Source organism: Streptomyces sp. NPDC047085 (genome assembly GCF_040643735.1).
Taxonomy (GTDB): Bacteria; Actinomycetota; Actinomycetes; order Streptomycetales; family Streptomycetaceae; genus Streptomyces.
In genome coordinates, this window is record NZ_JBEYUW010000013.1 from 210,273 (window position 1) to 235,431 (window position 25,159).

The window sequence follows — 25,159 nt, forward strand, 5'->3', positions numbered from 1 at the left end:
CACCACCGGAACAGTGACAACGCCCGTATACCGCACGGATGCGGCATACGGGCGAGAGGTTTCACCTCGACGGGCGCGCGGGCATGCCGGGTCAGTTCGGTGTTGTGCTGATGCCGGCCCGATCCCGGTGGGGTGTGGTGGTGGGCGGTCGGGCAGTGCGGCGATGTCTGATCACGGTCGCCTGCCAGATGGCGAGGAGCAGCAGTGTGCCGGATTCGGCCAAGAGACTGAGGATGGCTTGTGGGGCGGGTTGCAGACCCTTTTCGGTGAATCCGAAGACGCCCACGGTGCGCGAGGCGATGAAGCCGCCGAGGGCGCCGAGCGCCGCACCGGCTGAGGCGGCTCGCAGCAGGAGCGGCGTCCCGATCAGCAGCAGGGCGGCGAGGGCGAAGGAGACGCCGGCCTGGAGCAGGAACAAGGGGCCGACGATGTGGATGAAGCGGTACTCGTCGATGTACAGCTGAGCGTGAATGTATCCGCCTGCGGCGAGCGTGGCGGCGATGGCCGACCGCAGGGCCAGCGCATGGAGTTGGCGGGTGTTCATGCCAGCCTCTGATCCTTGACGGCCAGTTCGCGGTCGCCCTGCCGATAGCCGACGGTGCGGATGCCGAGTGCGTCCTTGAGCTGTCGGGCGGGCACGACTTGCGGGGTGGGGGCGGGGGCCCGGCCCGGCTTGGGCAGCGGGTAGGCGGTGGTGGTGGCGGAGTGGAAGGTGATGTTGCCCTCTGTCTTGGTGAACAGCTGGTGGACGTGCCCGTTGAGGCAGGTGACCGAGGAGAAGCGGCGCAGGAGCGCGATGACCTTCAAGGCGTCGTCCGTGCTCCAGCCCCACTGTGGGTACATGGCGAACAGCGGGATGTGGCTGAAGACCACGATCGGGGTGTCCGAGGACAGTCCCGCGAGGTCCTTGCGTACGAAGTCGATCTGTTCGTTGCCGAGATGGCCGAGCTTTTCCAGGCTCAGGGTGTTGACCAGGGCGATGAAGTGCACGCCGTGGGTGTCGAAGCTGTACCAGCCGTCGCCGAGCGTGCCCGTGGCGGCGAAGGTCCGCCGGTAGGCGCGGCCCGCGTCCCCGATGGAGTCGTGCTCGCCCGGTACGGTGAAGACGCGGTCGGTCTGCAGGCCCGTCATCATCTGTTTGACCTGGTCGAACTGCGCGGCTGTGGACAGGTGGGTCAGGTCGCCGCTGTGCATGACGAAGTCGGGCCTGAATCCGAGTGAGTTGACCTGGTTGATCGCTTCGGTGAAGGAGCCGGCCACGTCCATGTTCGCAGGGCCCTTGAAGCCGATATGACTGTCGGAGACCTGTACGAACCGCAGGGCGGCGCTTCCCGTCGCGGAGGCCCCGTCGGCGGCCTCGGCGGTGGTGTCCTGGGAGTCGGCGATGTGGCTGATCACCTCTCCGCTGGCCACGGTCAGCACCACGACTCCGCCGAACCAGCCCGCGTGCCGGAGGAGTTGGCGCCTGGACATGCCGTGTTCCGTGGGTTCTTCGGGGGGCTGCAACGCATCGCCGGCGGATGCCTGGTCGTGACGGTCGTGGTGCTCGGTCATGGGGTCACCTCCACGGTGGCGGTCATGAACGGATGGATGGTGCAGAGGTAGGCGTAGGTGCCGGGCTTGGTGAACGTGTGGCGGTAGGTGGCGTGGGTGGCCAGGGCGGCCGAACGCAGCGGGCCACCCGACCCGGCGCTGGTGACGGTGTGGGCGTCGGTGTCCTGATTGGTCCAGGTCACCGTCGTGCCCGCTTTGACCTTCAGCGTGGCCGGGGAGAAGGCGAAGTTCTTGATCGCCACCGCCTCCCCGGTCACCGGCGCGGCCGACGCGGCCCTGCCCGGGCTCGTGGGCATGCTCATGTGGGGCATGGGCGAGGTGCCGGCCGGGGAGCCTGCCGTGTTGTCCGTACCGGTGGCACCGGGCATCCCAGCCATCTGGTGCTGGCCCGGGCCGGGCGTGATGGCGTTGGCACCGGCGGGCGAGGAATGCGACTGGCCGCACGCGCTCAGGAGCCCCAGTGCGCCGGCGGTGGCGAGGGCGGCGACGGCCAGTGCGGGCGCGACACGTGATCGCCGGCCTGGTGTACGAGGGTTCAGATGCATGGTGTTCGTTCTTCCTGGTCGGGTGGAGATGGGGATGCGCAGGCCGGGCACCCGCGTCCGCAACGCCCTGCTGTGCTGCGTTGCGCTGCGCTGTGCTGTGCGGCGGGTGCTGCGCGATGCGTCTTGCTCGGCGCTGCGTCTTGTGCGGCGGGAAGCCCCGGCGGCAGGCGGTGAGTTCGCCGCCCTGGCGCGCGAGTGACGCATCGCTGGTCGGCGGGGGGCGAATGCGCTGGAGGCGTCGAGTGTGACGTCGAACCGTCGCCGTGGGGGTGTGGGTCGCGGGACGGGGCTGCCCTCGGACGGAGGCTTCGACGTGTGGTCTTGGGGCGAGCGCGGCCGGCGCCGTGAACGCGTGCCGCGCGGGGTGTCCCTCGGTCACGTCTGATCATTCCTTGCCGCGTGGGGGACGGATGAGTGATGCCGCGTATGCCGGCTCTCATCTGGCTCCACGGGCGGCGGGTGTCGGATGGTTCGGATGATTCACACCTTTTGCGATATTTCTTCTTGGTCGCTGCGGCTCGGCCGGCCCCTCGCAGGCGGCGCACCCATGGCCGGATGGCGGAGCGGTGGGCCTGGCAGGGCCCCCGGATCCGCAGCGCCCGTACACACGGCGTCACCGGCACCACGCAGCGCGTAATGCGACAAAAACGCTAATTATGGGTGATGATCTGCATATGCCCTGGAGTTCCCGAAAACGCGGTCCCATGGCCGATCCGGATCGCTCCGCGCCCCGTGTCTCGGGTAGAGGGAAACTCTCGACCACCGACGAGGAACTGCTTCGCACTCTGTATGCCGAGCACGCAGGACCCCTGTTCCACTACGTGCTGCGACTGACCTCAGGAGACCGGCAATGGGCCGAGGATGTCGTACAGGAGACGTTGCTGCGAGCGTGGCAGCACCCCGACGCGTTCGACCCCGCGCGCGGCTCGCCCCGGGCATGGCTGTGTACGGTCGCCCGGCACCTGGTCATCGACGCCCACCGGGCCCGGCAGGCCCGGCCGACGGAGGTCGGCGGCGAGTCCCTTCAGCGGGTCGCCGAGCAGACACCGGGCGAGGACCAGATCGAGCAGGCGCTGCAGAGCTGGGCGGTGGCCGACGCCCTCAGGTCGCTGTCCCCGGACCACCGCGCCGTCCTGCTGGAGACGTACTACCGGGGCCGGACCATGGCGCAGGCCGCACAGGTCCTGGGCATCCCCCTGGGCACCGTGAAGTCGCGGACGTACTACGCCCTGCACGCCCTGCGGCTGGCGCTCCAGGAACGGGGCATCGAGCCATGACCAGGGCATGTGGGAGGTGTGGGCCATGAGCGCGGACCACGATGCCCTCCGAGTGGCGCTGGGAGGATACGTCCTGGGTGCGCTGCCCCCGGACGACATGGAACGGGTACGCGCCCACCTCGCGGAATGCGCCGACTGCCGGGCAGAACATGCCCAGCTGGCAGGACTGCCCGCGCTGCTCGCCACGGTCACCGCCGCCGAAGCCGCGGACCAGACGACGCCTGTGGCCGGCGAGGACCTCGCCGATCAGCTGGTGGCGCGGGCAGCCGAGAGCACACAGGGCCCCCCGCCCGCACGGCCCGACAGGCCGGTGGTGCCAAAGGCGCCCGAGGCGGGTCTGCTCGACAGACTGCTCCAGCAGGCCGCGGCCCGGCGCCGCAGAACCTGGCGGCTGCAACTGGCCGGCGCCGCAGCCTCCCTGACGTTCATCGCGGCAGCGGCCGGCGGCACCTGGCTGGCGACCATCGGATCCGTGGGCAGTCAGGCGACACGGCCCGCACCGACCACGCCGGCTCCCTTGCGCACCTTCTCCGGAGCGGATCCCACCACCGGCGTCACCGCCTCGGTGAAGGTCTCGCCCTCCGCCTGGGGCAGTGTCCTGCAGGTCTCCGCCAAGGGAGCGCCCGCCGGGATCATCTGCCGACTGCAGGCGGTCGGACCCGGCGGGACCAGGGCGGACGCCGCCACCTGGCGGGCGGGCCAGTATCCTCCCGGCACCACGATCCCAGGGGCGGTCCCCATGTCACCGGGAGCCATCGAGCACTTCGAGATCGTCGCCGGCAACGGTCAGAAGCTGGTCACGATCCGGGCGTGAGGCGAGCGGAGCCCGCCCGACGACTGGTCGGGCGGGCTCTTGGCGCACCCGTTCGACTCCTCCGGTGCGCCCGCCGCGCCCCCGGGGCGGCCTGGTGCGCTCCTGGCGGACGGGGACACGCTGCGCGCCTGACACCCGCGTGCCGCCGACCGAAAACGCGACCGAGCACCCCGCCCCGCCCTGGGGCATCGATTTCGGCGACCCGCCACGGCACCGCCCGGGCTTGGCGGCCGGGCTTGGCGGCCGGGTCCGCCCGGGACCGCTGCACGGCCGACCCCTTGCCCCGCCTCACCCGGTGACCGCAAAGGCCGGGCCCGGACGCCCGATTGCACGGGCGGCAGCGTCATCCACGCCATCGCCCCCACCTATCTGCCCGGCCCGTCCAGTACGACATCGAGCCCCGCCAGACCGAGCGAACTCACCCGGTCCTCGGGGAGTGACGATCACCCCAAGAATTCCGACAAAAGGTGCGAATAACTCGAACCGTCCGGCATCCGTCGCCCGTGCAAATGAATGAGCGCCACCTACAGATTCCGGCATAGCGACCGTCCCTCGGCGTCCTTGGCGGTCCCCGACGTTCCGGCCTCCACACACCCACAGAAGAGCCAGAAGACCATGTTCGTGACCGATTCTCCCCCGACGAGCCCACCGCTCCCCCAGCCCTGCCGCCACCAGGCGCTGCTCACCCTGCCCGCGCAGGAGGCCCATGTCTCCGCCGCCCGGCACTTCGCGGCAGAACTGCTGGAATGCTGGGGTGTTCCCGCCGGGGAGCGGGACTCCGCCGTTCTCATCGTCGACGAACTCGCCGCCAACGCCGCCCTGTACGGCCGCGAACGCATGACGCTGCTGCTCGCCCTCGACCATGGCACCCTGCACATTGTGGTCAGTGACTCCGGAATGGCCGTGGAACACCGCCCCCACGACATCGCCCCGGACGAACACGGCCGTGGCACCGGCATCGTCCAGTACCTCGCACAGTCGACCGAGATCCACCAGACACGCAGTGGACGTGAAGTCCGCGCGTGCCTGAAGTGCCCGGCATGACCGCCCCGGCGTTCCGGAAGACCGCTCCTGGCGTTGTCGGCCACGGTTGACCTGGGCGCGCTGGAGCGGGGCCTTCCAGTGCCTTCACGTGTTGGGGCTCCTCAAGATCGGATACGGGCGCCACACAGGGCACCCCTCTCGCCTCCTGCAGGCCTGCGCCACCGCAACGACGACCCGTGTTACGCACTCTGACACATCGTCAGGGCGCCTGCGGACCTCTCCCCGGCGCCCGCAAAGGCCATATCCGGCGCCCAAGCGACCGCCACTCACGCAACAGAAGGCGGGCTTGCCCCTATGCCGTCGCCCGCCCGGAGGGTGCGGCCGCCGCCGACTGCGACATGGCCGGGGCAGCGGTGAACAGCGCCTGGACGGCGGAGCGGACCTGCTCGGCGACCACCTCGGGGGTGGAGGTGTCCAGCTTGCCGTCGAGGTGCAGGAATGCCAGGCCGTGGACGAGGGCCCACACCGTGGTCGACAGCGCTTCCGCATCGGCGCCGGGGAAGACCGTGCGGACGATGCCGCGGACGTACTCCGAGATGGCGGCGGTCGCGCTGACCCGTTCCTCGCTGGTCGGATCGCAGGGCTCGGCGAACATCACCCGGAACAGCGCCGGGTGGTCGAGCGCGAAGCGGACGTAGGCGACGGCGACGGCGGCGAGCTCGTCGGGTGTCGCGGGCGAGGGGTGCGCCGCGGCCAGGTGCTCGGCGAGTTCACGGTAGCCCTGCGCGGCGACCGCGGAGACGAGCGCGTCACGGTCGGCGTAGTGGCGGTAGGGAGCCGTCGGCGACACGCCCGCCCGCCGGGCCACGGCCCGCAGCGAGAGCGCGGCGCTGCCGTCCTCCTCGAGCAGTTCCCGTGCCGCACGCACGCAGGCCGCGCGCAGATCGCCGTGGTGATACGAGCTGCTCGCTTGCGACATAGGTCACACCCCTCATGTTTGCAGCGCTTACATCGTCGCCCTAATGTGAACGGTGCACACATTGTATGCGATGGAGATGAAAGAGGTGAACGCGGATGACCAGCGAGCTGTTCTCGCCGTTGTCCCTGCGCTCCGGGCAGGTGCTGGGCAACCGGATCGCCAAGGCGGCCATGGAGGAGAACATGGCCGGCGACGGCCAGCTTCCGGACGAGGAGCTGTTCGGGCTGTACCGGCGCTGGGCCGCCGGCGGTAGCGGACTGCTGATCACCGGCAACGTCATGGTCCACGCCGAGGCGCTGACCGGTCCTGGCGGCGTCGTACTCGACCAGGCCGCGCCGCTCGAGCCGTTCATCGAGTGGGCCAAGGCCGGCAAGTCCGGCGGCGGGGCGCTGTGGATGCAGATCAACCACCCCGGCCGCCAGGTCCAGGCCGACATGCCCGGCGTCGTCTGGGGCCCGTCCGCGGTCGGCGTCGACCTGGGCAAGCGCAGCAGCCGTTTCGGCCGCCCCGTCGCCATGACGCCGGAGCAGATCGCGGCCACCGTGACCCGGTACGCCGTCACCGCCCAGCGCGCAGAGCAGGCCGGGTTCGATGGTGTGGAGGTCCACGCCGCCCACGGCTACCTGCTGTCGCAGTTCCTGTCGCCCCTGGTCAACCAGCGCACCGACCAGTGGGGCGGATCGCTGGAGAACCGGGCCCGGATGCTGCTGGACGTCGTCCGCGCCGTCCGGGCCGCCGTCTCCCCCTCCTTCGCGGTCGCGGTGAAGCTCAACTCCGCCGACTTCCAGCGCGGCGGATTCGACGCCGACGACGCACGCCAGGTGATCGAGATGCTCGAACCGCTCGGTGTCGACCTGGTCGAACTGTCCGGCGGCAGCTACGAGAGCCCCGCGATGACCGGCCGCCCCGCCGACGCGCGCACCCAGGCCCGCGAGGCCTACTTCCTGGACCTGGCCAAGGACCTGGTCAAGACCAGCCCGCTGCCGCTGATGCTCACCGGCGGCATCACCCGGCGCGACACCGCGGAAGAGGTCCTCGCCAGCGGCGTGGCGCTCATCGGCATGGGCACCGCCCTCGCCGTCACCCCGGACCTGCCCGACCGCTGGCGCCGCGGTCGCGAGGCCGACCGACCGTTGCGCCCGGTGACCTGGTCCGACAAGGCCCTCGCCTCGGCCGCCGGCATGGCGCAGGTCCGCCACCAGCTGCGCCGCCTGGCCCGCGGAAGCAGCCCCCGGCCCGGCACCCACCCGGTCTACGCCCTGCTCTCCGAGCAGCGTCAACAACGCCGGGCACTGCGCCGCTACCGCGCCTGGCTGCCCACCGCACAGGACACCGCGGCGTTGCCCGCCAGGAGCGCCGGCACGGCATCGTGAGGGTCGAGGTTGAGCGCCGGCGTCCGCCGGCAGATCAGTCGTGCGGCGCTTCGTCGGCGGCCGAGCGACGGCCCCCGATGGAGGCGACCAATGCGTCTGCCACGATCGCCGCATCTGCCTCGGCAACGTCTGCTGGGTATTCCGGCAGCAGATCGTCCCAGACGGGCATCCATGATCCGTACAGCTGGGTCTGTCCCTCGGGTCGGGCGAAGAACCAGATGTGCAGGTGTGCGCCTCCATCTCCGATGCGGTAGACGTGTGCGCGCGAAATGTGCGGCAGGGCCTGCACGTGGCGGACGATGTGAGTGGACAGGACCCCCAGTTCGGCTGCCAGTTCATCGGGCAGGTCAGCCATGTCGTAGTGCTGACGCGGATGCAGCATGAGCACCAGCGGCACGCCGACTCCCGTGATCCGGGTGAGCCGCCAACTGTCGTTGAACCAGATCCCATTGTCTCGGTCACGGCACGAGTCGCAGTTCGACGGGTCCTCGCCGTGTCGCGGAGGCTCGGGCAGAACCGGAGGACGCAGCGGCGCGACGCGCAATCCGTCCGACTCGAACGGGCTGATGTCCCAGCCTGTCATGCGCGCGAGCGGGAGCCGGCGCTCACCATCCGCAGCGGCAAGGGCGTGGTCGTAGAACTCGTCAGGTCGCAAGGCCATGGTCCGAAGACTAGTTCGGCACCGAGTCCACGTGAGGGCCGGGGTGACTTGGCTCCGCCCTGGTGAGGGGTAGACGAGGGTCCTGGTTGTGGATGACCTGCGGAACTCACGAAATCGCGGCCAGGGCCCGGAGATTGGCTCTGGCCTCTCTATCGTGAGTGATTTCGAGTAGAGGCCGCGAGGATGTCCGGCAGAACTGGTCTTGGAGGCAGCGGCACCTGTTGATCGCAGGCCTCGTCATTCGCGTCCACTGTCATAGTGTCGCGCGCGTTGCAGCGCTGCCGATCATGTCGCCTGCGGGAAGCACACCCGGTCGGGAGGACAGCAGACCGCGACGAGGTGGAACCGGACATGAGCCGACGTCAAGTGCCGTACACCGCGCTCACGTTGGAGCGCGGGGGTGGGGCGTGCCGGGCGGCGGCGCCCTGGGCGAAGGTCCGCAGGAGGTTCTCCGTGGTGCGGGTGACGAAGGTGCGGGTGCGGGCGTCCATGCCGTGATCGCGCCCCAGCGTGCCCGTCCCGGCCACCAGGCCCTCTACCCAGCGCATGGTGCCGGTCGCGAACACGCCCGCGCCGCCGGAGGCCGTGTAGTACGCCGAGTCGCTGTGGCTGGGCCGCCCGCCGCAGACCAGTGGGGAGTGCGCGATGATCTCCAGCGGTCCCGGCGTGGGGGCGCCGGGTGTGATCCGGTCGTACTCCACGCCGACGAGATGAGCGAAGGCGTCCCCGGAGCGTGCGCCGGTGCCGTCGTACAGCCAGTGATCGGCGACCCGGACGACATAGGGGGCGTCGACCGGAAAGCCCTCGTAGAGCACGCCAGTCAGGGAGGATTCGGGATCCGGAGCCGGCGGGAGCCGGTAGTCGGTGGTGACCAGCGCGGGGTGGGAGTCGTAGCACGGATCGGCGCGGTAGGAGCTCTTGTAGCAGACCACCGTACGGCCGTCCGCACTCTCTCCGGCCTCCAGCCGGACCCGGCGGAAGCAGGTGTTCGCGCCGAGGAAGGCGATGTTCGTCCCGGCGTCCCGGGCGGCGGTCACATGGGCTCGCTGCTCGGGCGTCCAGTACTCGTCGTGGCCCAGACAAACGACGGCGTGCGCGCCGCGCAGCACCTCGGGATCACGGTGGACGTCGACGCCGGTGGTGTAGGCGAGCGGTATGCCGAGGCGCTCGGCGAGCACCACCAGCGCTCGCTCGTACACCAGGAACTTCTCGGCGCCTGAGCTGTCGTAGGGGCGGTCGAAGCTCACCGCGAGGGAGCGGGTGGCGTACGCGCCGGACGCGCCGTTGTAGAGGCTGCTGCCGCCCCAGCGGTTGTACGCCTGCCAGGTGGCCGCGGCGTGCAGCAGGACGGTACGGCCAGCGCCCGTGGTGGAGCGGACGATCAGCGGAACGTACCTCTGGTGCCCGGTGTCCGCCTCCAGCCGCAGCAGATAGGCGCCCTCCGGCCAATCCGAGGTGTCCACCGGCAGCGTCACCGGCCAGTCGGCGCGCACGGTGCGGGTGGCAGGCAGGAGCCGCGGGGCCGGCTGGGCGCGGCCGGGAATGCGCTCGGACCTCCATATCCGGCGAGCTTCCCGGCCCCCGTACCAGCCGACCCGGATGGCGGACACCCGGAACGACGTGGCGGTGGTCGACACATGCAGCCCGAACTCCTCGCCCGGCCGCACGCTCACCCGGTCCGTGTAGCCGGCCACGGCGTCCGGCGGACCTGTGGAGGCCAGACGCCAGTCGCCGGTGCCCGGGGCATCCCTTTCCGCCTCCGGCCTCAGCCGCGCGTCAGGGCCCGCCGTGGCGTGCGGATGTGGCGGGGCCGCCGTGCATGCGGCGGTCGTGCCGAGGCCGACGCCTGCGCACAGGGTGAGGAATCGCCGCCGGTCGAGGTCGTCCGACGGCGTGGTGTCGTGTGCCGGAGCCACTTCACCTCCCGGATGCACGTGAGCTCCAGCGTCCCCACGCCCGCGCGTCCGGCGCAACTCGCGTTCGTCGGGCCAAGGCTGGTGAGGAGGCAGCCGCGGGTGCCTGACCGGGCCGTTCGGCGGCGCGGCCGAACGGGTGACATGGCCGGTGCCGTCAGACGCTGTCAGGACAGCAGCACGGGACGGCGGACGTCGTACGGGTGACCAGCAGGGCTGGGCCCACTGTCAGTGGTGGGCGGCAAGATGCCGGACATGACAACTTCTGCAGCAGTGATCGTGGACGCAGCCGCCTACACGCAGGCGGTCGAGGATGCCGTGAGTGCGGCGGCCGCCTACTACGCGGACGGCACTTCGCCCTTGGACGACGAGGCCTACGACCTGCTGGTCCAGGGGATCGCCGCATGGGAGGCCGAGCATCCGGATCAGGTGCTGCCCCAGTCCCCCACCGGAAAGGTCGCCGGTGGCGCGGTCGAGGGCGATGTGCCCCACACGGTGGCGATGCTGAGCCTGGACAACGTGTTCTCGCCGGAGCAGTTCGCCGCCTGGGCGGCCTCGCTGGCCCGCCGGATCGGCCATGAGGCGGAACGTTTCAGTGTCGAGCCGAAGCTCGACGGACTGGCTGTCGCCGCCCGCTACACCCAGGGCCGGCTGACCCGCCTGATCACCCGTGGCGACGGGATCGCCGGGGAGGACGTCTCCCACGCGATCGGCACCATCGAAGGCCTGCCGTCCGCGCTGTCCGAGCCGGTCACCGTGGAAGTACGCGGCGAAGTGCTGATGACCACCGCCCAGTTCGAGCACGCCAACGAGGTGCGTACCGCACACGGCGGGCAGCCGTTCGCCAATCCGCGCAACGCCGCGGCGGGCACCCTGCGTGCCAAGGACCGCGCCTACACCGTGCCGATGACCTTCTTCGGCTACGGTCTGCTGCCGACGTCCGCCACCGACGCCGACCTGGCCACACGCGTTTCCGTTCTCGCCCACAGTGAGCTCATGGCCCTGGTCGCCGAGCTGGGTGTGAACACCACCGCCACCACCGCGGTGCCCGGCGTCACCGCCGACACGATCGAGCAGGTCCTGGCCCGCGTGCAGGAGATCGCCTCGCTGCGTGCCGAGTTGCCGTTCGGGATCGACGGCATTGTCATCAAGGCGGACCTGGCCGCCGACCAGCAGGCCGCCGGATCCGGATCGCGGGCCCCGCGCTGGGCGATCGCCTACAAACTGCCCGCCGTCGAGAAGATCACCCGCCTGCTCGAGGTGGAGTGGAACGTGGGCCGCACCGGCATCATCGCCCCGCGCGGGGTCCTGGAGCCGGTCGAGATCGACGGCTCCACCATCACCTACGCCACGCTGCACAACCCGGCCGACATCACCCGCCGCGACCTGCGCCTGGGCGACCACGTCATGGTCCATCGCGCGGGCGACGTCATCCCCCGCATCGAGGCCCCCGTCTCCCATCTGCGCACCGGCGCCGAACAGCCCATCGCCTTCCCGGAGGTGTGCCCGCGGTGCGGGTCCGGCATCGACACCAGCGAGGAACGCTGGCGCTGCGAGCAGGGCCGCAACTGCCACCTGGTCGCCTCCCTCTCGTACGCCGCGGGCCGCGACCAGCTCGACATCGAAGGGCTGGGCGCCACCCGCGTCGTGCAACTCGTCGAGGCCGGCCTGGTCGCCGATCTCGCCGACCTGTTCACCCTCACCCGCGACCAACTCCTCTCGCTGGAGCGGATGGGCGACACCAGCACCGACAATCTGCTCGCCGCCCTGGCCACGGCCAAGACGCGGCCGCTGTCGCGGGTGCTGTGCGCCCTCGGCGTCCGCGGCACGGGCCGCTCCATGTCCCGGCGCATCGCCCGGCACTTCGCGACCATGGACAACATCCGAGCCGCCGACGCCGACGCTCTGCAGGCGGTCGACGGCATCGGTGCCGAGAAGGCCCCGTCCATCGTCGCCGAACTCACCGAACTCGCCCCGTTGATCGACAAGCTCGCCGCGGCCGGTGTGAACATGACCGAGCCGGGCGCCACTCCCCCGTCGGCGGCCGCCGCGGACACCGGGACCGGCAGCGCCCCGGACGCCGGTCCGCTCGCCGGGATGACGGTCGTGGTCACCGGCACGATGACCGGGCCTCTGGAACAGCTCAGCCGCAACCAGATGAACGAACTCATCGAACGGGCCGGCGGCCGCTCCTCCTCCAGCGTGTCCAAGAAGACCAGCCTGGTCGTCGCCGGCGACAACGCCGGATCCAAGCGCGCCAAGGCCGAAGACCTCGGCATCCGGCTCGCCACCCCCGACGACTTCGCCGCACTCGTCGCCGACTACCTCACCTGACCACAGGGCTGGCCGAACCGACACGTCGCGCGTCGCGCGTATGCGCAGCCACCGCGCCGCGCCGCGTCGGCGACTGATCGACCTGGTCCGGCGAACGTTCCCAGTCGCTCGGCACAGCAGCCGCTGCCGACAGCCGTGCGTCAGGGACGGCGTGAAGCGTGGGCTGTTCGTCAGTAAGGGGATGCCGGGAAGCGGGCGTTGATGAGTTCCTGTGCCTCCTCCTCGGTCGCCACCGCGGGCGGCGAGCCATCGAGGGGGCGCTGCGCCGTCTCCTTCATCAGGTACACGCACACCATGCCGACCAGTGCGGCCGCCATCGCGTAGTAGGCGGGCATCAGGTCCGTGCCGGTCGCGCTGATCAGGCCAGTGACGACGAGGGGGGTGGTGCCGCCGAAGAGGGAGGTCGCGAGGTTGTAGCCGATGGCCAGCCCGCCGTACCGCGCCTCGGTGGGGAAGAGTGCGGGCAGCGCCGCGGACATGGTTCCCAGCAGGCAGACCAGCGAGAAGCCGAGCATGGCCATGCCCACGATCACGGCCGCGAGGCTCCCCTGCCGCAGCAGCAGGAAGGCCGGGAGCGAGAGGAAGAAGTAGCCCGCCATTCCGGCCATGAGCAGCGGCCTACGGCCGACCCGGTCGTTGAGCCGGCCGACGAAGGTGATGACGGCCATCAGGACCACCATCGTCACCAGCAGGACCACCAGGCCGTGCGTCTCCTCGTACCCGAGCTTGGTGGTCAGGTAGGTGGGCATGTACGACAGCAGCATGTAGTCGTTGATGTTGTACGCCGCGACCAGGCCGAAGCAGAGCAGCAGCGCCGGCCACTGCTCGGCGAAGATCCGCCGGAACTCCTTGCCGGGGCGTGCGTCCGGGTTGCCGTGCTCGAACGAGATGGGCGCGGTGTGCTGGGCCTCCAGCTTCAGATAGGCGGGGGTCTCGTCCAGCCTCATCCGCAGATACACGCCGATGAGGCCGAGAGGTCCGGCGGCGAGGAACGGGACGCGCCAGCCCCAGTCGTTCATCGTCCCCTCGCCGAGCAGGGCGGTCATGACGGTCACCAGGGTGGCCGCGGCGACGTAGCCGGCAAGGGTTCCCAGCTCGAGGAAGCTGCAGAAGAAACCACGCCGCCGGTCCGGGGCGTACTCGGCCATGAAGGTCGCCGCGCCCCCGTACTCACCCCCGGTGGAGAACCCTTGGATCAGGCGGAAGAAGACCAGGAGGGCGGGTGCCCAGTTGCCGATGGTCGCGTGACTGGGGATGAGTCCGATGCAGAACGTGCCGAGGGCCATCGTGATCATCGTTGTGGCCAGCACCGTCCTGCGGCCGATGCGGTCACCGAGCGGCCCGAAGAACATCCCGCCGAGCGGGCGCACGAGGAACGCGATGGCGAAGGCGGCGAACGAGGCGAGCAGGCGGGCGGTCGGGGTGCCCGCGGGGAAGAAGACGTTACCGATGGTGACCGCGAGATAGCTGTAGATCCCGAAGTCGAACCACTCCATGGCGTTTCCGAGGGCCGCCGCTTTCACCGCGCGCCTCACCAGGCGCTCGTCGGTCACGGTGATGTCGCTGCGGCGCAGCCGCGGGTGAGTCCGGCGGTAGACCGCCCGGAACAGGTTTCGGTGGCGTCTTTGCGCCTGCCATTCGTGTTCGGTGACGGTTTCACCGTCGGCTGATGCCACAGCTGCCGCCTCCCTCGCAATCAGCCGCAGGAGCCCCTCGCGCGGCTTGTGCACCTCCGAGTACCGCTTGTCGCCGATCTTTATCAAAACGCGACATGCCGGGCCGATGGCGAGGCGCACACCGGGTGCAGGACAGGCGCCGGCTTTGCATTGATGTGCGGCGTTCGCGGCGCAGGCGCGCATCGCGCGCCTCGGTGGCGGGCAGGGCGCGGCCCTGCGTAACCGTCAGCCGCCGTCCACGACGCACCGGCCAGTCGTAGGAGCCCTGTCGGGGTCAGCGTGGCATGAGGGTGGGGCTCGAGGGCCTCCCGGCGGTCGGCGATGGATGTCGCAGTCTTCACCGAACCCAGAAGGCCCTCACCTTTTCAAGCGCCCGACACGCGTGTCACCGACGTTCCCGGAAGGCGTTGGCAACGCTGGTGATCAATACACCTAGGAACCGAATCCGCCGATCACATCACTCATCTGGTAGCTGTAGATCTCCCGCTTGCACGACGAGCAGTCGCTCGGCGCGTGCTCACTCAGGGACCAGAGCTGAGGCGGGAGGTCGGTGGTCCGGCCGTGCGTCAGGTAGAGATCCTCGGGGCCGATGGCCGACTTCAGGACGGTCGAACCGGCGACGAGACGGTCGGTGCCGTCGACCGTCTGCACGGTCGCCTGCAAGAGGCGGCCGGTGCTGTAGCCGTTGCTGCGGTGGAAGTACCACTTGCCCTCGTACCGCATGACGCCCTGGATCTTGTGCCACAAGGGTTCGCCGTTGAACGTCCCGGTGGCGGGCAGGCCGTAGGCCGCGTCCGCGTTGGCCAGGGTGCCCGCCGAGCCTTCGACGGCTGCCGTCAGTGCGGTCATCGGGTAGGTGGCGACCCGCCCGGGACTGTCGCCGCCGCCGTTGAGGTTGCAGTACTCACCGATGACCATGTGGTCCGTGCCGGTGCGGTCCAAGGAGACGTACGACACCTTGGGGCGTCCGGTCGAGTAGCACTGGTTCTTGTCCGTGTCCCCGGCGTTCTTCGCCGTCGTCATCTTCAGCGAGGCGACCTGGGGCATGACGTACCGGTAGCCGAAGCTGTACCAGACGTTGCTCTGGCGCCCGATCAGCTTCTTGTCCGTGACGTCACTCTCCAGTCCGTCGGGCGTCGGGTCGTTGACCGCGTCGTCGTTGTCCGGATTGAGGTCCAGGATCTGGCGCATGTCGAACACCCGCAGGCCGTTGGCGGTGTCGGCGACGTACAGGTAGTTGCCGTACCAGGCCATGCCGCCCGCGTGGATGCCGTTCTGTGCCGCGCAGGACTTCGTCACGGGCGCACCCGATACGCACGTGCCTTCGCTCGCGTGCAGCGCATCGAAGGAGATGTGGTTCTTGGAGTTGACGTACGGCCAGACAAGCAGCACATGACGGTATTCGTGCGAGGTCGTGTTGAAGAAACTGACGCGGACGCCCTTTTCGTTGCAGGCGTCGTCGGCGGCAGGCAGCAGACAGTTCATGCCGTCCGAGGCGTAGTCGCTGCGTCCTGGGTTCTCCGCGTCATAGGAGCCGATGGCCAGCGGGTTGGAATTGGAGGCCCCCCACTTCTCGTCCTCCTGGGCGTCCGAGACACCGGTGATGGCCTGTGGCACCCACTCCGTGGACGTGGCGTCATCGCTCTTCCAGCAGACGCGGTGGTAGGGCGCCAGGTCGGAGTCGTAGATCGTCTTGGTGCCGCATGCGTCGTCCCAGGCGGCGTCCCGGTTGGTGTTCTCCACCATCATGAGATCGCTGAGAGTCTCCTTGGGCAATGCGGCGTCCAACTGCGACACCAGCCCGCTGAGATCGCTGCCCTTCTTGAGCTGGAAATCCCCGGCGCGACCCGCGACCAACGCGGCGGTCCCCGTCGAGGTGGCACCGACGAAGTCGTCCTGTTCCCCAGCGCCTTCAGCGTCGAAGCTGTCGTCTGGCATACCCGCTTCGTAGGCGGTGGTGGGATCGTCAGCCGCCGCGGCGGGGGAGGCATTCGACACTGGCACGAGCCCGAGCAGCACGCCGGTCGCCAACGCACGGGCGACGAAGCGTGCCTTGCGGGAGGGTCTTCCCATCTGGAGCCTTTCACTCAAGCATGGCTGACGCAACATCAGCCACATGAGTGAAGAACATTAGCAATCATGATCGAGAGACTGCATGTACTTGTCAGTCGCGCGCGCATGCCGGTGGATGCGTCCGCCTCGCCGCTGGTAGTCGGAGCGGAGGTGGGTTGCCCCAGCGGTCTGCGGGATTTGCCTTGAAAGGCGAAGGCGCTCCACGGCACCGTCAACGTCGCCTCGATCCGACTCTGGCGGCTCCGCTCGCGATCCGTGAATGGCTAGTCATCCGAGCCGGCAGACGACGGCGCTACCTCGACGACGAAGAATGGCGGTATCTCCGTCGCCGAGGTGGGTCAGAAAGCGCTCGAGCTGGGCGGCGTCGTACCAGCCGGCCAGACGCAGGTCGAGTCGGAGCTGTTCGAGGGCTTCGGGGTGCGCCGCAAGCTCGGTGTAGCCGACTTCGCCGAGGAAGGCGGCCGCGTCATGGCAGTGGACGAGCCAGTGCGGGTCCTGCCAGGCGTGAAAGCCGGGAGTGCGGCGGGTCACTTCGTGCAGGGTCTCCTCGCTGACGCCGCCGAGCCCGTAGGAGTCGGCGAATTCACCGGCGAATTGTTCGGCTGCGGTGCCGTCGGCGATGCACCACGGGCAGAAGCGTCCACTGACTTCCTGCGCGGTGTAGAAGGTCGCGGTGTAGATCCATCCCGTGGCGCGGTTGCATCGGGCGCACGTCTCGCCGCTCGCGCGAATGGACCCGCTGGCGATGGGGTCGGGGTGGTAGCGGAAGAAGGGCAGGCCGACGCTCACGGTTGGTGCCTGGTCGGTACGTCGGTGGCCACGCTCTTCCCTTCCATGGGGTGCAGTATGTCAGCAACGCGGCCGGACCCGACGGCTCTTGAGGTTCCGGTCAGTGTGGGAGGACTTGCTGAATCCCGCAGTGACGGGGGCCAGTGCGACCGGAATGCTTGCTCTGGAAGGGAGCCAGGAATCGTGACCACGTACACGCTGCGCCCGATCGGGCGTGTCGAGTCGACGCTGACCGATCGGGCTGCGGCGCCCCGGCAGCCGGATGAGGGAGCGCCTGATGCCTGGCTCGTGTTCGATGAACGGTACGCCCCCGCTCTGAATGGCCTGATGCCCGGCGCTGACGTACTGCTGCTCACATGGCTCGACCGCGCCGACCGCGACACGCTCACCGTGCACCCGCGTGGTGACGCCGGCCGGCCCCTCACGGGTGTTTTCGCGACGCGTGCGCCCGATCGTCCCAACCCGATCGGTCTGCATGCCGTCCGCATCCTCGCCGTCGCCGGCACGCGCATCCACGTCCGCAATCTCGAGGCCCTCGACAAGACCCCGATCCTGGACATCAAACCCCTGCTCACCTCTGATCGCTGACGCTCCTGACAGCCGGCCGCAGGCGCCTGCGGGTCACCACGGGATCAGAAATCCATCAGCTGGTCACGACCGGGTGGTAGCGCAGGTTCACCGCCGTTGAGTGATCGTCGCCATTGAGCAGCTCAAGGCGGACGGGGGCGCCCCCGGGGTTGTCGAACAGCCGGATCCCGTCGCCGAGCAGCACCGGCACGATGTGCAGGTCGATCTCGTCGATCAGTCCGCGCTCAAGGAGTTGCCGGCCGATGGTGGGCGAGAAGACCTCGAGGTTCTTGCCTCCGGCGGCCTCCAGCCCGATCCGGACCGCCTCGGCTGCATCGCAGCTCAGGAACGTCACGACGTCGGCGGGCTGAGCGTCTTCAGGGTGGTGTGTCAGGACGAAGAGCGGCCCCTGCCACACGCCGCCGTAGATGGTGCCGGCATCGGGGTAGGCGTCCCAGCCCTCCCGACCGCCCAGCACGGCGCCCGTCGTCTCGGCGTATTCCTCGATGAGGCCGGGCCGGAACGAGAAGCCCGTCATCCAGTCCATTGCATGGTTCGGCCCCGCCACGAACCCGTCCAGCGACATGGTGAAGTGCCAGAGCACCTTCGGTGGTGGCCTGAGCGGAGCAGGCGGGGGACGCCTGCTCCCAGGGACCGTCGACGGCCCACCTCCGCGGCGGCCGGTTGCCGGACCGGACGCGGAGGCGCGGAGGCGGAGCCGGTGACGTGACGGTGACGGTGGCGGACTAGAGGGAGTCGAGGCCGAGTTCGTGGTTCTTGATCGCCTCGCGGACGGCGCTCACGAAACCGTTCCAGAAGTGGTCGGCGTAGGGGCTGTCGGTACTCGGCACGCCGGCCGTCGTCCTGCGCTTGGCCGCGCCGGAGAAGTCACCGAACATCGCCGCGCGCAGCGCCGTGGACAGCTCCAGTTGGGCACCGGCGCCGGTACGGGTGCGGTTGACGATGTTGGCCGGATCGTCGCCGTTGATGGGGTCGGTGGCGCCCGCGAAGACCACGGTCACGTTCCAGTCGGCGTTGGTCGCGGGGGAGGTCAGACCGTACTTCGTGAAGGCCGCCATCAGGTTGCGCTTGAGCCGCTCGTCCGCGCCGCCGATGTTGATCTTCTTTACGGTCGTGTCGTCGAAGCCGTGCAGGGAGACGGCGTAGAGGTTGTTGGCGCAGACGGCGAGGGCGGCCGGGTCGTCACAGTGGGTGGAAGTGACGTGCTGCGAGGCCGAGTTGGCAAGCGCCTCGAACATCCAGTAGTCCCGCTGCGGCTCTCCCGGCACCGCCGCGCTCGCCGGGTCGGTGTTGGCGTCGAAGGGCGTGTAACCGGCGATGGCCATGCACAGCTCGCTCGTGCCCGCCTCGATTCCGCCGCCGTGCGGCGCGATCACCGCCGTGCTGCTGACGGGGCTGCTCGTGGCCTTGGCATTGTCCGTGATCTGCACCGGCGCGCCGATGCGGAACCGGCGCATCCAGTCGGTGCCCTCCTTGGCGGCGGTACGGGTGTACAGCTCGGTGTTGGACCCGTACAGGTCGGCTGCCGCGGCCGGCGTGGCGCCGCTGCCCATCACGGCGTTGAGGGTGGGCAGGCCGGCGGCGACGGCGGCGACAGAGGCGAGGACGGTGCGTCTGCTGGTGTTGGTCATGGAGCGATCTTGCAACACGGCCCGAGGGACCCCGTCGGCGGGCCCCCATGAACATGACATTCCGGGTGCCTCCTGGGCCTCGCCTCGGACCGGAGCGCGCGAAACCACGGGACGCGCGGGACCTGCGGGACGCGCGGGACCCGCAGAAATTCGGATGCTCCGACTCTGCGGAGCTTCCTACCCTGCCGTGCATGGACCACGAACCCGCACTCCTGAACGTGATCGACGTCGAGGCCACTTGCTGGGAGGGGCAGCCCCCACCGGGGGAGACGGGGGAGATCATCGAGATCGGGCTCACCGTCGTCGATCTGGCGGCGCGGCGCCGTGTGTCCCGGCATCGCATCGTGGTGCGGCCGGCGCGCTCGCGGGTCAGCGACTTCTGCACCGAACTGACCGGTCTGACGCAGGCGGAGGTGGTTGGTGGCGTCTCGTTCGCCGAGGCGTGCCAGATGCTCGTCGAGGAGTACGACGCGCGGGAGCGCCCCTGGGCGAGCTGGGGTGACTACGACCGGCACCAGTTCGAGCGGCAGTGCCGGGCCGGCTCGGTGCCGTACCCGTTCGGGCGCCCCGCGCAGGCGGCGCACACCAACGCCAAGGCCGTGTTCACCGAGGCGTACGGGCTCCGCAAGCGCCCCGGCATGGCCGGCGCACTGCGCATCGCCGGTCTGCCGCTGGAGGGCCGGCACCACAGCGGCGAGGACGACGCGTGGAACATCGCGGCCCTCGTACTCGATCTCGCAGAGCGTGGGGCCTGGGCCGTGGGGAGTTCGGCAACTCCGCCCTACGCAAGCGAGGCAGGACGACCCACTGGGAACTGATCGGGCTGATGACTCGGTGCACCCCGGCCAACTGGTCACGACGTCGCTAGGATCTCCCATCATGATCGCTGATCTGCAGTGCGTGGTGCTGGACTGCTCCGACCCCGGCGAACTCGCGGAGTTCTACCAGTCGCTCCTCGGCGGCGTCGTCAACCAGCCGGATCGGCGATGGGCGCTCAGCGAGGAATGGGCCACGTTGCACACGGCGTCCGGCTTCGTCCTGGCCTTCCAGCGGGTGGCGGAATACCAGCCGCCGCTGTGGCCGGACCCGAGCCGGCCACAGCAGTTCCATCTGGATTTCGGTGTCGCCGACCTGGACCGTGCTCAGGAACAGGTGCTGGCCCGGGGCGCCAGAGTGCTGGACGACGGTGCGGACGGACGGAGTTGGCGGGTATACGCCGACCCCGCAGGCCATCCGTTCTGCTTGGTCCGTCATTGAACACGAGCCGCGGGAGACAACGCCCAGCGGTCCCCGGGAAGACGTATCCGCGCAGCCACATGCTGCGGAAGCCGCGGCGGGGACCCCGGTCGTGTCCGCTCAGCGGTCCTAGAGCTGTGGCTGCGGCATCCGCTGCCAGCTGAACGGGCCGTACGTCGTGTCGCTGACGGCGTAGTCGGCGTTCGGGTCTGCGGTCAGTTTCAGCCATTCCAGCGGGGTGGTGCTGCCGTGCACGACGATCCGGTGGAAGTTCGAGACGTTGTAGTACGGGTGCTCGTTCCACGCGTTGTTGCCCGGATCGTGGGCACACACGCCTGCGCCGGTGGCCGGTTCCGTCTCGCCGGTGCACGAAGCCGTCGGCGACAGCGGGTTGTCCGAGCGGTACAGGTGCGAGTCGCCGTTGAGCATCAGCACCGGACGGCCGAACTCGGTCGTCTTCGCCGCGACCTCGCTGATGATCGGCTCGTAGTTCGTCAGGTGGTCCTTGGTCTTGCCGTCGAGGTCCCACATGTCGGCCTGTGCCGTGATCACCACGGCCTTGGCGTGCCTGGCCCGCGCGTCGGCGAAGGCAGCATCGAGCCAGCGGACGTCGGCCGCGGTCCGGTTGGTCCGCTCGTCGGTCTGCGCTTGAGTCGCGGTCGGCGTCTTGTACCAGGGGTCCGTGTCGTTGTTCGAGCCACCCGGAACGTTGATCGTCACGAAGAGGATGTCGTTCTGCGTCCACCTCACGTTCTCGACGTACTGCGCGTCGCCCGGGTGGTCCGGATCGTAGGCGGTGGCCTGGGAGACCACGTTCAGTGTCCCGCTGCCGAGGGTGTGGCCGGGCCGCGCGAAGAAGTCCTGCCGGATTCGGGCGAGGTTGTCGACAGGGTTGCCGCAGTGGTAGCTGACACAGTCCGCCGTGTCGGTCGTCAGGCCGTTCGCGCCGATGTACTTGATCGCACCGGTGGCCGGGTCGTAGAAGCCCCCGCCCTGGCCGGGTGAGGCGAGGCTCGACGCCTTGTGGCAGTCGGCCCACTCGTTGTCGCCGGGCGTGTAGACGAGCGGCTTGGTGAAGGCCTGCCACGTGGACGCGATCGAGGCGTCGTAGGCGTCGGTGCAGAACTCCTTGCCCGAGTGGATGTCGCCCACGTGGACGACGTCGCTGATCGTCGGGTCACCGTTGACGGTGCCGATGAATGCCGGGGTCTTCTGGAACTGCGAGGTGTCGGCGGTCTGCCCGGCGGGCGCGTACGCCGATTTGCCGTACGGCGAGTCCCCGAACACCGCGAGCCTCAGTGGACTGCCGGCCGTCGATGCCGTGGCGGTCGGCATCACGGAAGTGGCAAGACCGACGGCAACAAGCGTGACAAGCCCACGCATTGGCATGCGTCTCGACATGCGTCCCTCTTTCAGGTCCGGTTGAGGGGGGCGGCGCCCCAGTGAACTGGACCCTCGGGAAGGGGGACATGGCGTCAATGGCGTCCTGGAGGTGACGAGCAAGCGAAATCTCGGCCGCTCCCCCGGGCCGGATCGGATCGCACTCTCCCGATCCGCCGGCTGCGCGTCAGGACGGGGCCAATACGCAGAACTCGTGGCCCTCGGGGTCGGTCAGGCACGTCCAGGGGACGTCGCCCTGGCCGACGTCGAGGTCGGTGGCGCCGAGGGCCCGCAGCCGGGCCACCTCCGCCGCATTGTCGTCACCGGGGTACGGCAGCAGGTCGAGGTGGACGCGGTCCGGCACCGTCTTCACGTCAGGCGTGCGGAGGAACTCCAGATAGGGGCCGACACCCTTGGCGGAGCGCAGCGCCGCCTGATCGTCGGTCACCTTGTGCAGGGTCCAGTCCATCGCCTCACCCCAGAACCGGGCCATGGCCCGCGGATCCAGGCAGTCGACCACCACCGCGGCGATCGGCCCGGTGTCCCGATAGATCCCCCGAGGCTCCAGCACACAGAACTCGTTGCCCTCCGGGTCGGCGAGGACCGTCCACGGTACGTCGTCGCCCTGGCCCACGTGGGCGGGCGTCGCACCGAGAGCCTGAAGGCGCGCGACCAGCTCCGCATGATGGGCCGCAGAGGTGGTGGCGAGATCGAGGTGCACACGGTTCTTCGTTGCCGTCTTGGGTTCCGGGACGGGAACGACGTCGACGCCGACGGCGACCGGGTGCGGCCAGACGAGGCCGCCGGGGGGTCCGACGTAGGTGGTCACGCCGGGGCTGTAAGCAGTCCAGCCGAGCGCCTCCGCCCAGAACCGGCCGACCGCCGCAGCATCAAGAGCCTTCATGATCACGTGAGCAGGTCGCAGCGCCATGCCGGTGATCTTATGCACCCGCTCTGCAACGACCTCCGTCGTCAGCTGATGTTGACCATCCAGGTGATGCCGAAGCGGTCGGTGCACATGCCGAAGACGTCGCCCCATGCCTGCTTCTCCAGGGGGACGGCGATGGTGGCGCCGTCGCTCAACTTCTCCCAGTATCCCCGGAGTTCGTCCGCGTCGTCGCCGCTCAGGCTTACGGCGATGTTGTTGCCCGGCATGTGCTCCATGCCCGGCGGGGTGTCGGCGGCCATCAGGGTGAAGCCGCTGCTCGTCTCGAGCATGGCGTGCATGATCTTGTCGTCCTGTCCGGTGCCGCCGCCGAACTGGCCGAAGGTGTTGAGGGCGAGTTCGCCGCCGAGGACGCTCTGGTAGAACTCCATGGCCTGTCGTGCGTTGCCGGGGAAGCTGATGTAGGGGTTGAGGCGAGAAGTCACAGAATGACCCTTTCATCACGATGGGCGGGTTCAGGCAGCTTACGCCTGGAGAGGGCCGGTGGCGTGGCTCGGCAGTCGCGGTTGCTCGCCCAGGACCCCTCCGGCGGATCGGATCCGACCGCGCGGATGTTCTCGGCGGAATGGTTGATTGCTGTTGGGCTTGCGACGGGGGTTGTGAACTGCTGTCTGGGAGCATCGCACGGGGGTGTTCTGGCATGCGTGAGTGAGTGTCCGGGTTGCGGTGGGCGGGTGAGGAACAAAGGTTCCTTCATCGAATAGGTGACCTTTGCGGGTGGCGGTCGTTGAGTTTGGTGGGGGTTCTGCCGGGGTTGGAGGGGAGGGTGGTCGTGGCGGGTGGGCTGCGGGAGGTGGCGGCACCGTTCGTGGTGTCCGGCCCGTCCGGGGTGGCGGTCCGTGACCGGCTCAAGCGGCTGACCGCCGACGACGAGCAGGTGCTGCGTCTGGTCGGTGACCATCTCGGCTCGCTCGCCTCCCGTGACCTGAAGGCCCGTTGCGCGGCCGGACTCGATCACGACGGCGATGCGTGGGCGGAGCGCAAGCGGCTGCTGACGGGGCAGTCGTCGTCCCGGTGGGCGGGGTCGATCACGAAGGCCACCCACGACCAGTGGGGACTGGCCCGGCGTGCCCAGCTCGCGCATCTGCAGGGCCTGGAGGCGGGGGTGCGCACGGTCGCGCACCGGCTGTCCCTCCCGCTCGGGCACAAGGGCAGCAAGCATGCGCCGGGCGGCTACTCCTCGTCGCGCGAGTGGCATGCCAAGTCCCGCCGCCTGCACGTCCTCCAAGACCGGCTGGAAGCGGCGCGGGCCGACTGGCAGGCTGGCGTCGTGCACGTGGTGCGCGGCGGCAAGAAGCTGCTGACCACCCGCCACCACCTCGATGCGGCGGGCCTCGCCGAGGCCGAGTGGCGGGCCCGCTGGCAGGCCGGGCGCCGGTTCCTCCAGGCGGACGGCGAGTCCGGCAAGCGCTACGGCAACGAGACCATCCGCATCACCCCCGACGGCGAGGTCAGCATCAAACTCCCCGTCCCGCTCGCGTACCTGGCCAACGCCCCGCACGGCCGGTACGTGCTGGCCGCGAGGGTGGTGTTCGCGCACCGGGGCGAGCAGTGGCGCGACCGCGTCGCAGCGAACCGGGCCGTCGCCTACCGCATCCATGAAGACCCCGTGCGCGGCCGCTGGTATATCACCGCCTCCTGGACCATCCCCCCGGCCGCCGTCGTCCCCCTCCCGGCGGCCCGCGCGCACGGGATGATCGGCGTCGACACCAACGCCGACCACCTCGCCGCCTGGCGCCTCGACGAACACGGCAACCCCGTCGGCGAACCACTCCGGTTCGGATACGACCTGTCCGGCAGCGCCTCACACCGCGATGCCCAGGTCCGCCACGCCCTCATCCGGCTGCTGCACTTCGCCCGACGCCGCCGCCTCGCGATCGCCATCGAAGACCTCGACTTCACCGCCGAGAAGACCCGCGAGAAGCACGGACGGCGCAAGACGTTACGCCAGTTGATCTCCGGCATGCCCACCTCCCGGCTGCGCTCCCGGCTGGTGTCGATGGCGGCCGAACTCGGCATTCCCCTCGTCGCCGTCGACCCCGCCTACACCAGCAAGTGGGGCGCCCAGCACTGGCAGAAGCCCCTCACCAGCAAGACCAGGAAACCCAGCCGTCACGATGCCGCGAGCATCGCGATCGGCAGGCGCGCCCTCGGGCACCCGATCCGGCGACGGACGGCACCGCCCCGCGACGACCGGAGTGATCGTCGCGGGCATCGGACCGCCCAGGCCCGACCGGGCACCCGAGGGCGTGAGGAAACCCGCCCCCGTATCCCCGGACCACGGACACGATCTGTGTCACCGGATGCGGAGCGAAAGCGGGTGACCAGGGCATCCAACACCGTTCGGGATGCCCGCAGCGACCAGGCATGGGTCCAAGACCCACTCCTGCTCACTGAATAGGAACG

Annotated in this window: 23 protein-coding genes; 9 read left to right on the forward strand and 14 right to left on the reverse strand. The window is 69.6% G+C overall.

The window, feature by feature from the left end; translation table 11 throughout:
• Positions 1-91: 91 nt before the first annotated feature.
• The 3 genes from ABZ865_RS34390 to ABZ865_RS34400 are packed head-to-tail and all read right to left on the reverse strand — an operon-like array spanning position 92 to position 2,099.
• Complete coding sequence (locus ABZ865_RS34390) at positions 92-544, reverse strand: hypothetical protein (RefSeq protein ID WP_361239229.1); 453 nt, start codon at positions 542-544, stop codon at positions 92-94.
• The gene (locus ABZ865_RS34395) at positions 541-1,554 is read right to left on the reverse strand and encodes a metallophosphoesterase (RefSeq protein ID WP_361239231.1); all 1,014 of its coding nucleotides are present in this window, start codon (positions 1,552-1,554) and stop codon (positions 541-543) included. The genes ABZ865_RS34390 and ABZ865_RS34395 overlap by 4 nt, the downstream gene beginning before the upstream one ends.
• Entirely contained in the window at positions 1,551-2,099 is a 549-nt protein-coding gene (locus tag ABZ865_RS34400; RefSeq protein ID WP_361239233.1) for a cupredoxin family copper-binding protein, read from the reverse strand. Before ABZ865_RS34400 ends, ABZ865_RS34395 begins: the two co-directional genes overlap by 4 nt.
• A gap of 704 nt (positions 2,100-2,803) precedes the next feature.
• Here ABZ865_RS34400 and ABZ865_RS34405 point away from each other — a divergent pair.
• From ABZ865_RS34405 to ABZ865_RS34415, 3 genes are all read left to right on the forward strand, one after another.
• Positions 2,804-3,376 carry a sigma-70 family RNA polymerase sigma factor gene (locus tag ABZ865_RS34405; protein WP_361239235.1) on the forward strand — a complete coding sequence of 191 codons (573 nt, stop codon included), beginning with the start codon at positions 2,804-2,806 and terminating at the stop codon, positions 3,374-3,376.
• Between the two features lie 25 nt (positions 3,377-3,401).
• A complete protein-coding gene (locus ABZ865_RS34410) occupies positions 3,402-4,190 on the forward strand; it encodes an anti-sigma factor (RefSeq protein WP_361239237.1) in 789 nt (262 codons plus the stop codon).
• Between the two features lie 615 nt (positions 4,191-4,805).
• Entirely contained in the window at positions 4,806-5,234 is a 429-nt protein-coding gene (locus ABZ865_RS34415; protein ID WP_361239239.1) for an ATP-binding protein, read from the forward strand.
• A 292-nt stretch (positions 5,235-5,526) separates the two neighbouring features.
• On the opposite strand, the gene ABZ865_RS34420 is transcribed toward ABZ865_RS34415, so the two are convergent.
• Positions 5,527-6,153, reverse strand: a complete 627-nt coding sequence (locus tag ABZ865_RS34420) for a TetR/AcrR family transcriptional regulator (RefSeq protein ID WP_361239241.1) — start codon at positions 6,151-6,153, stop codon at positions 5,527-5,529.
• A 95-nt stretch (positions 6,154-6,248) separates the two neighbouring features.
• Here ABZ865_RS34420 and ABZ865_RS34425 point away from each other — a divergent pair, with 95 nt between their 5' ends.
• On the forward strand, positions 6,249-7,526 hold the full coding sequence (locus tag ABZ865_RS34425; protein ID WP_361239243.1) for an NADH:flavin oxidoreductase/NADH oxidase family protein: 1,278 nt from the start codon (positions 6,249-6,251) through the stop codon (positions 7,524-7,526).
• 34 nt (positions 7,527-7,560) lie between these two features.
• Here the strand turns inward: ABZ865_RS34425 and ABZ865_RS34430 are convergent, their stop codons facing one another.
• Both ABZ865_RS34430 and ABZ865_RS34435 read right to left on the reverse strand, forming a co-directional pair.
• Positions 7,561-8,187 carry a hypothetical protein gene (locus ABZ865_RS34430; RefSeq protein WP_361239245.1) on the reverse strand — a complete coding sequence of 209 codons (627 nt, stop codon included), beginning with the start codon at positions 8,185-8,187 and terminating at the stop codon, positions 7,561-7,563.
• A gap of 362 nt (positions 8,188-8,549) precedes the next feature.
• Positions 8,550-9,956, reverse strand: a complete 1,407-nt coding sequence (locus tag ABZ865_RS34435; protein ID WP_361239340.1) for a N,N-dimethylformamidase beta subunit family domain-containing protein — start codon at positions 9,954-9,956, stop codon at positions 8,550-8,552.
• A gap of 399 nt (positions 9,957-10,355) precedes the next feature.
• Here ABZ865_RS34435 and ligA point away from each other — a divergent pair, with 399 nt between their 5' ends.
• Positions 10,356-12,434, forward strand: a complete 2,079-nt coding sequence (gene ligA / locus ABZ865_RS34440) for an NAD-dependent DNA ligase LigA (RefSeq protein ID WP_361239247.1) — start codon at positions 10,356-10,358, stop codon at positions 12,432-12,434.
• Between the two features lie 170 nt (positions 12,435-12,604).
• Here ligA and ABZ865_RS34445 read toward each other — a convergent pair whose 3' ends face one another.
• From ABZ865_RS34445 to ABZ865_RS34455, 3 genes are all read right to left on the reverse strand, one after another.
• Complete coding sequence (locus ABZ865_RS34445) at positions 12,605-14,110, reverse strand: MFS transporter (RefSeq protein WP_361239249.1); 1,506 nt, start codon at positions 14,108-14,110, stop codon at positions 12,605-12,607.
• 432 nt (positions 14,111-14,542) lie between these two features.
• Positions 14,543-16,048 carry a hypothetical protein gene (locus tag ABZ865_RS34450; RefSeq protein WP_361239251.1) on the reverse strand — a complete coding sequence of 502 codons (1,506 nt, stop codon included), beginning with the start codon at positions 16,046-16,048 and terminating at the stop codon, positions 14,543-14,545.
• A gap of 402 nt (positions 16,049-16,450) precedes the next feature.
• Positions 16,451-16,972 carry a CbrC family protein gene (locus tag ABZ865_RS34455; RefSeq protein ID WP_361239253.1) on the reverse strand — a complete coding sequence of 174 codons (522 nt, stop codon included), beginning with the start codon at positions 16,970-16,972 and terminating at the stop codon, positions 16,451-16,453.
• A gap of 183 nt (positions 16,973-17,155) precedes the next feature.
• On the opposite strand from ABZ865_RS34455, the gene tsaA reads away from it, so the two are divergent.
• Positions 17,156-17,560: a tRNA (N6-threonylcarbamoyladenosine(37)-N6)-methyltransferase TrmO gene (gene tsaA / locus ABZ865_RS34460; RefSeq protein ID WP_361239254.1), complete on the forward strand. Its 405-nt coding sequence runs from the start codon at positions 17,156-17,158 to the stop codon at positions 17,558-17,560.
• A gap of 55 nt (positions 17,561-17,615) precedes the next feature.
• Here the strand turns inward: tsaA and ABZ865_RS34465 are convergent, their stop codons facing one another.
• Entirely contained in the window at positions 17,616-18,143 is a 528-nt protein-coding gene (locus ABZ865_RS34465) for a dihydrofolate reductase family protein (RefSeq protein ID WP_361239256.1), read from the reverse strand.
• A 142-nt stretch (positions 18,144-18,285) separates the two neighbouring features.
• Positions 18,286-19,191: a poly-gamma-glutamate hydrolase family protein gene (locus tag ABZ865_RS34470; RefSeq protein WP_361239258.1), complete on the reverse strand. Its 906-nt coding sequence runs from the start codon at positions 19,189-19,191 to the stop codon at positions 18,286-18,288.
• A 191-nt stretch (positions 19,192-19,382) separates the two neighbouring features.
• On the opposite strand from ABZ865_RS34470, the gene ABZ865_RS34475 reads away from it, so the two are divergent.
• Together ABZ865_RS34475 and ABZ865_RS34480 are read left to right on the forward strand one after the other, a co-directional pair.
• Positions 19,383-20,009 carry a 3'-5' exonuclease gene (locus tag ABZ865_RS34475; protein ID WP_361239260.1) on the forward strand — a complete coding sequence of 209 codons (627 nt, stop codon included), beginning with the start codon at positions 19,383-19,385 and terminating at the stop codon, positions 20,007-20,009.
• A gap of 61 nt (positions 20,010-20,070) precedes the next feature.
• Complete coding sequence (locus ABZ865_RS34480) at positions 20,071-20,448, forward strand: VOC family protein (protein ID WP_361239262.1); 378 nt, start codon at positions 20,071-20,073, stop codon at positions 20,446-20,448.
• Between the two features lie 108 nt (positions 20,449-20,556).
• Here ABZ865_RS34480 and ABZ865_RS34485 read toward each other — a convergent pair whose 3' ends face one another.
• The 3 genes from ABZ865_RS34485 to ABZ865_RS34495 form a co-directional block, all read right to left on the reverse strand.
• Positions 20,557-21,762 carry a hypothetical protein gene (locus tag ABZ865_RS34485; protein ID WP_361239264.1) on the reverse strand — a complete coding sequence of 402 codons (1,206 nt, stop codon included), beginning with the start codon at positions 21,760-21,762 and terminating at the stop codon, positions 20,557-20,559.
• Positions 21,763-21,994: 232 nt separating this feature from the next.
• Entirely contained in the window at positions 21,995-22,738 is a 744-nt protein-coding gene (locus tag ABZ865_RS34490) for a VOC family protein (protein ID WP_361239266.1), read from the reverse strand.
• Positions 22,739-22,779: 41 nt separating this feature from the next.
• Complete coding sequence (locus tag ABZ865_RS34495; RefSeq protein WP_361239268.1) at positions 22,780-23,178, reverse strand: VOC family protein; 399 nt, start codon at positions 23,176-23,178, stop codon at positions 22,780-22,782.
• A gap of 347 nt (positions 23,179-23,525) precedes the next feature.
• Between ABZ865_RS34495 and ABZ865_RS34500 the strand changes: the two genes are divergently transcribed.
• Entirely contained in the window at positions 23,526-25,154 is a 1,629-nt protein-coding gene (locus ABZ865_RS34500) for an IS200/IS605 family accessory protein TnpB-related protein (RefSeq protein WP_361239270.1), read from the forward strand.
• Positions 25,155-25,159 lie beyond the last annotated feature (5 nt).

What these genes read in the sequence shown, in the direction of transcription:
- ABZ865_RS34390 (WP_361239229.1), bottom strand. Translation starts at nt 544, where the DNA reads ATGAACACCCGCCAACTCCATGCGCTGGCCCTGCGGTCGGCCATCGCC.
- ABZ865_RS34395 (WP_361239231.1), bottom strand. Translation starts at nt 1,554, where the DNA reads ATGACCGAGCACCACGACCGTCACGACCAGGCATCCGCCGGCGATGCG.
- ABZ865_RS34400 (WP_361239233.1), bottom strand. Translation starts at nt 2,099, where the DNA reads ATGCATCTGAACCCTCGTACACCAGGCCGGCGATCACGTGTCGCGCCC.
- ABZ865_RS34405 (WP_361239235.1), top strand. Translation starts at nt 2,804, where the DNA reads ATGGCCGATCCGGATCGCTCCGCGCCCCGTGTCTCGGGTAGAGGGAAA.
- ABZ865_RS34410 (WP_361239237.1), top strand. Translation starts at nt 3,402, where the DNA reads ATGAGCGCGGACCACGATGCCCTCCGAGTGGCGCTGGGAGGATACGTC.
- ABZ865_RS34415 (WP_361239239.1), top strand. Translation starts at nt 4,806, where the DNA reads ATGTTCGTGACCGATTCTCCCCCGACGAGCCCACCGCTCCCCCAGCCC.
- ABZ865_RS34420 (WP_361239241.1), bottom strand. Translation starts at nt 6,153, where the DNA reads ATGTCGCAAGCGAGCAGCTCGTATCACCACGGCGATCTGCGCGCGGCC.
- ABZ865_RS34425 (WP_361239243.1), top strand. Translation starts at nt 6,249, where the DNA reads ATGACCAGCGAGCTGTTCTCGCCGTTGTCCCTGCGCTCCGGGCAGGTG.
- ABZ865_RS34430 (WP_361239245.1), bottom strand. Translation starts at nt 8,187, where the DNA reads ATGGCCTTGCGACCTGACGAGTTCTACGACCACGCCCTTGCCGCTGCG.
- ligA (WP_361239247.1), top strand. Translation starts at nt 10,356, where the DNA reads ATGACAACTTCTGCAGCAGTGATCGTGGACGCAGCCGCCTACACGCAG.
- ABZ865_RS34450 (WP_361239251.1), bottom strand. Translation starts at nt 16,048, where the DNA reads ATGCCAGACGACAGCTTCGACGCTGAAGGCGCTGGGGAACAGGACGAC.
- ABZ865_RS34470 (WP_361239258.1), bottom strand. Translation starts at nt 19,191, where the DNA reads ATGACCAACACCAGCAGACGCACCGTCCTCGCCTCTGTCGCCGCCGTC.
- ABZ865_RS34475 (WP_361239260.1), top strand. Translation starts at nt 19,383, where the DNA reads ATGGACCACGAACCCGCACTCCTGAACGTGATCGACGTCGAGGCCACT.
- ABZ865_RS34480 (WP_361239262.1), top strand. Translation starts at nt 20,071, where the DNA reads ATGATCGCTGATCTGCAGTGCGTGGTGCTGGACTGCTCCGACCCCGGC.
- ABZ865_RS34485 (WP_361239264.1), bottom strand. Translation starts at nt 21,762, where the DNA reads ATGCCGACCGCCACGGCATCGACGGCCGGCAGTCCACTGAGGCTCGCG.
- ABZ865_RS34490 (WP_361239266.1), bottom strand. Translation starts at nt 22,738, where the DNA reads ATGGCGCTGCGACCTGCTCACGTGATCATGAAGGCTCTTGATGCTGCG.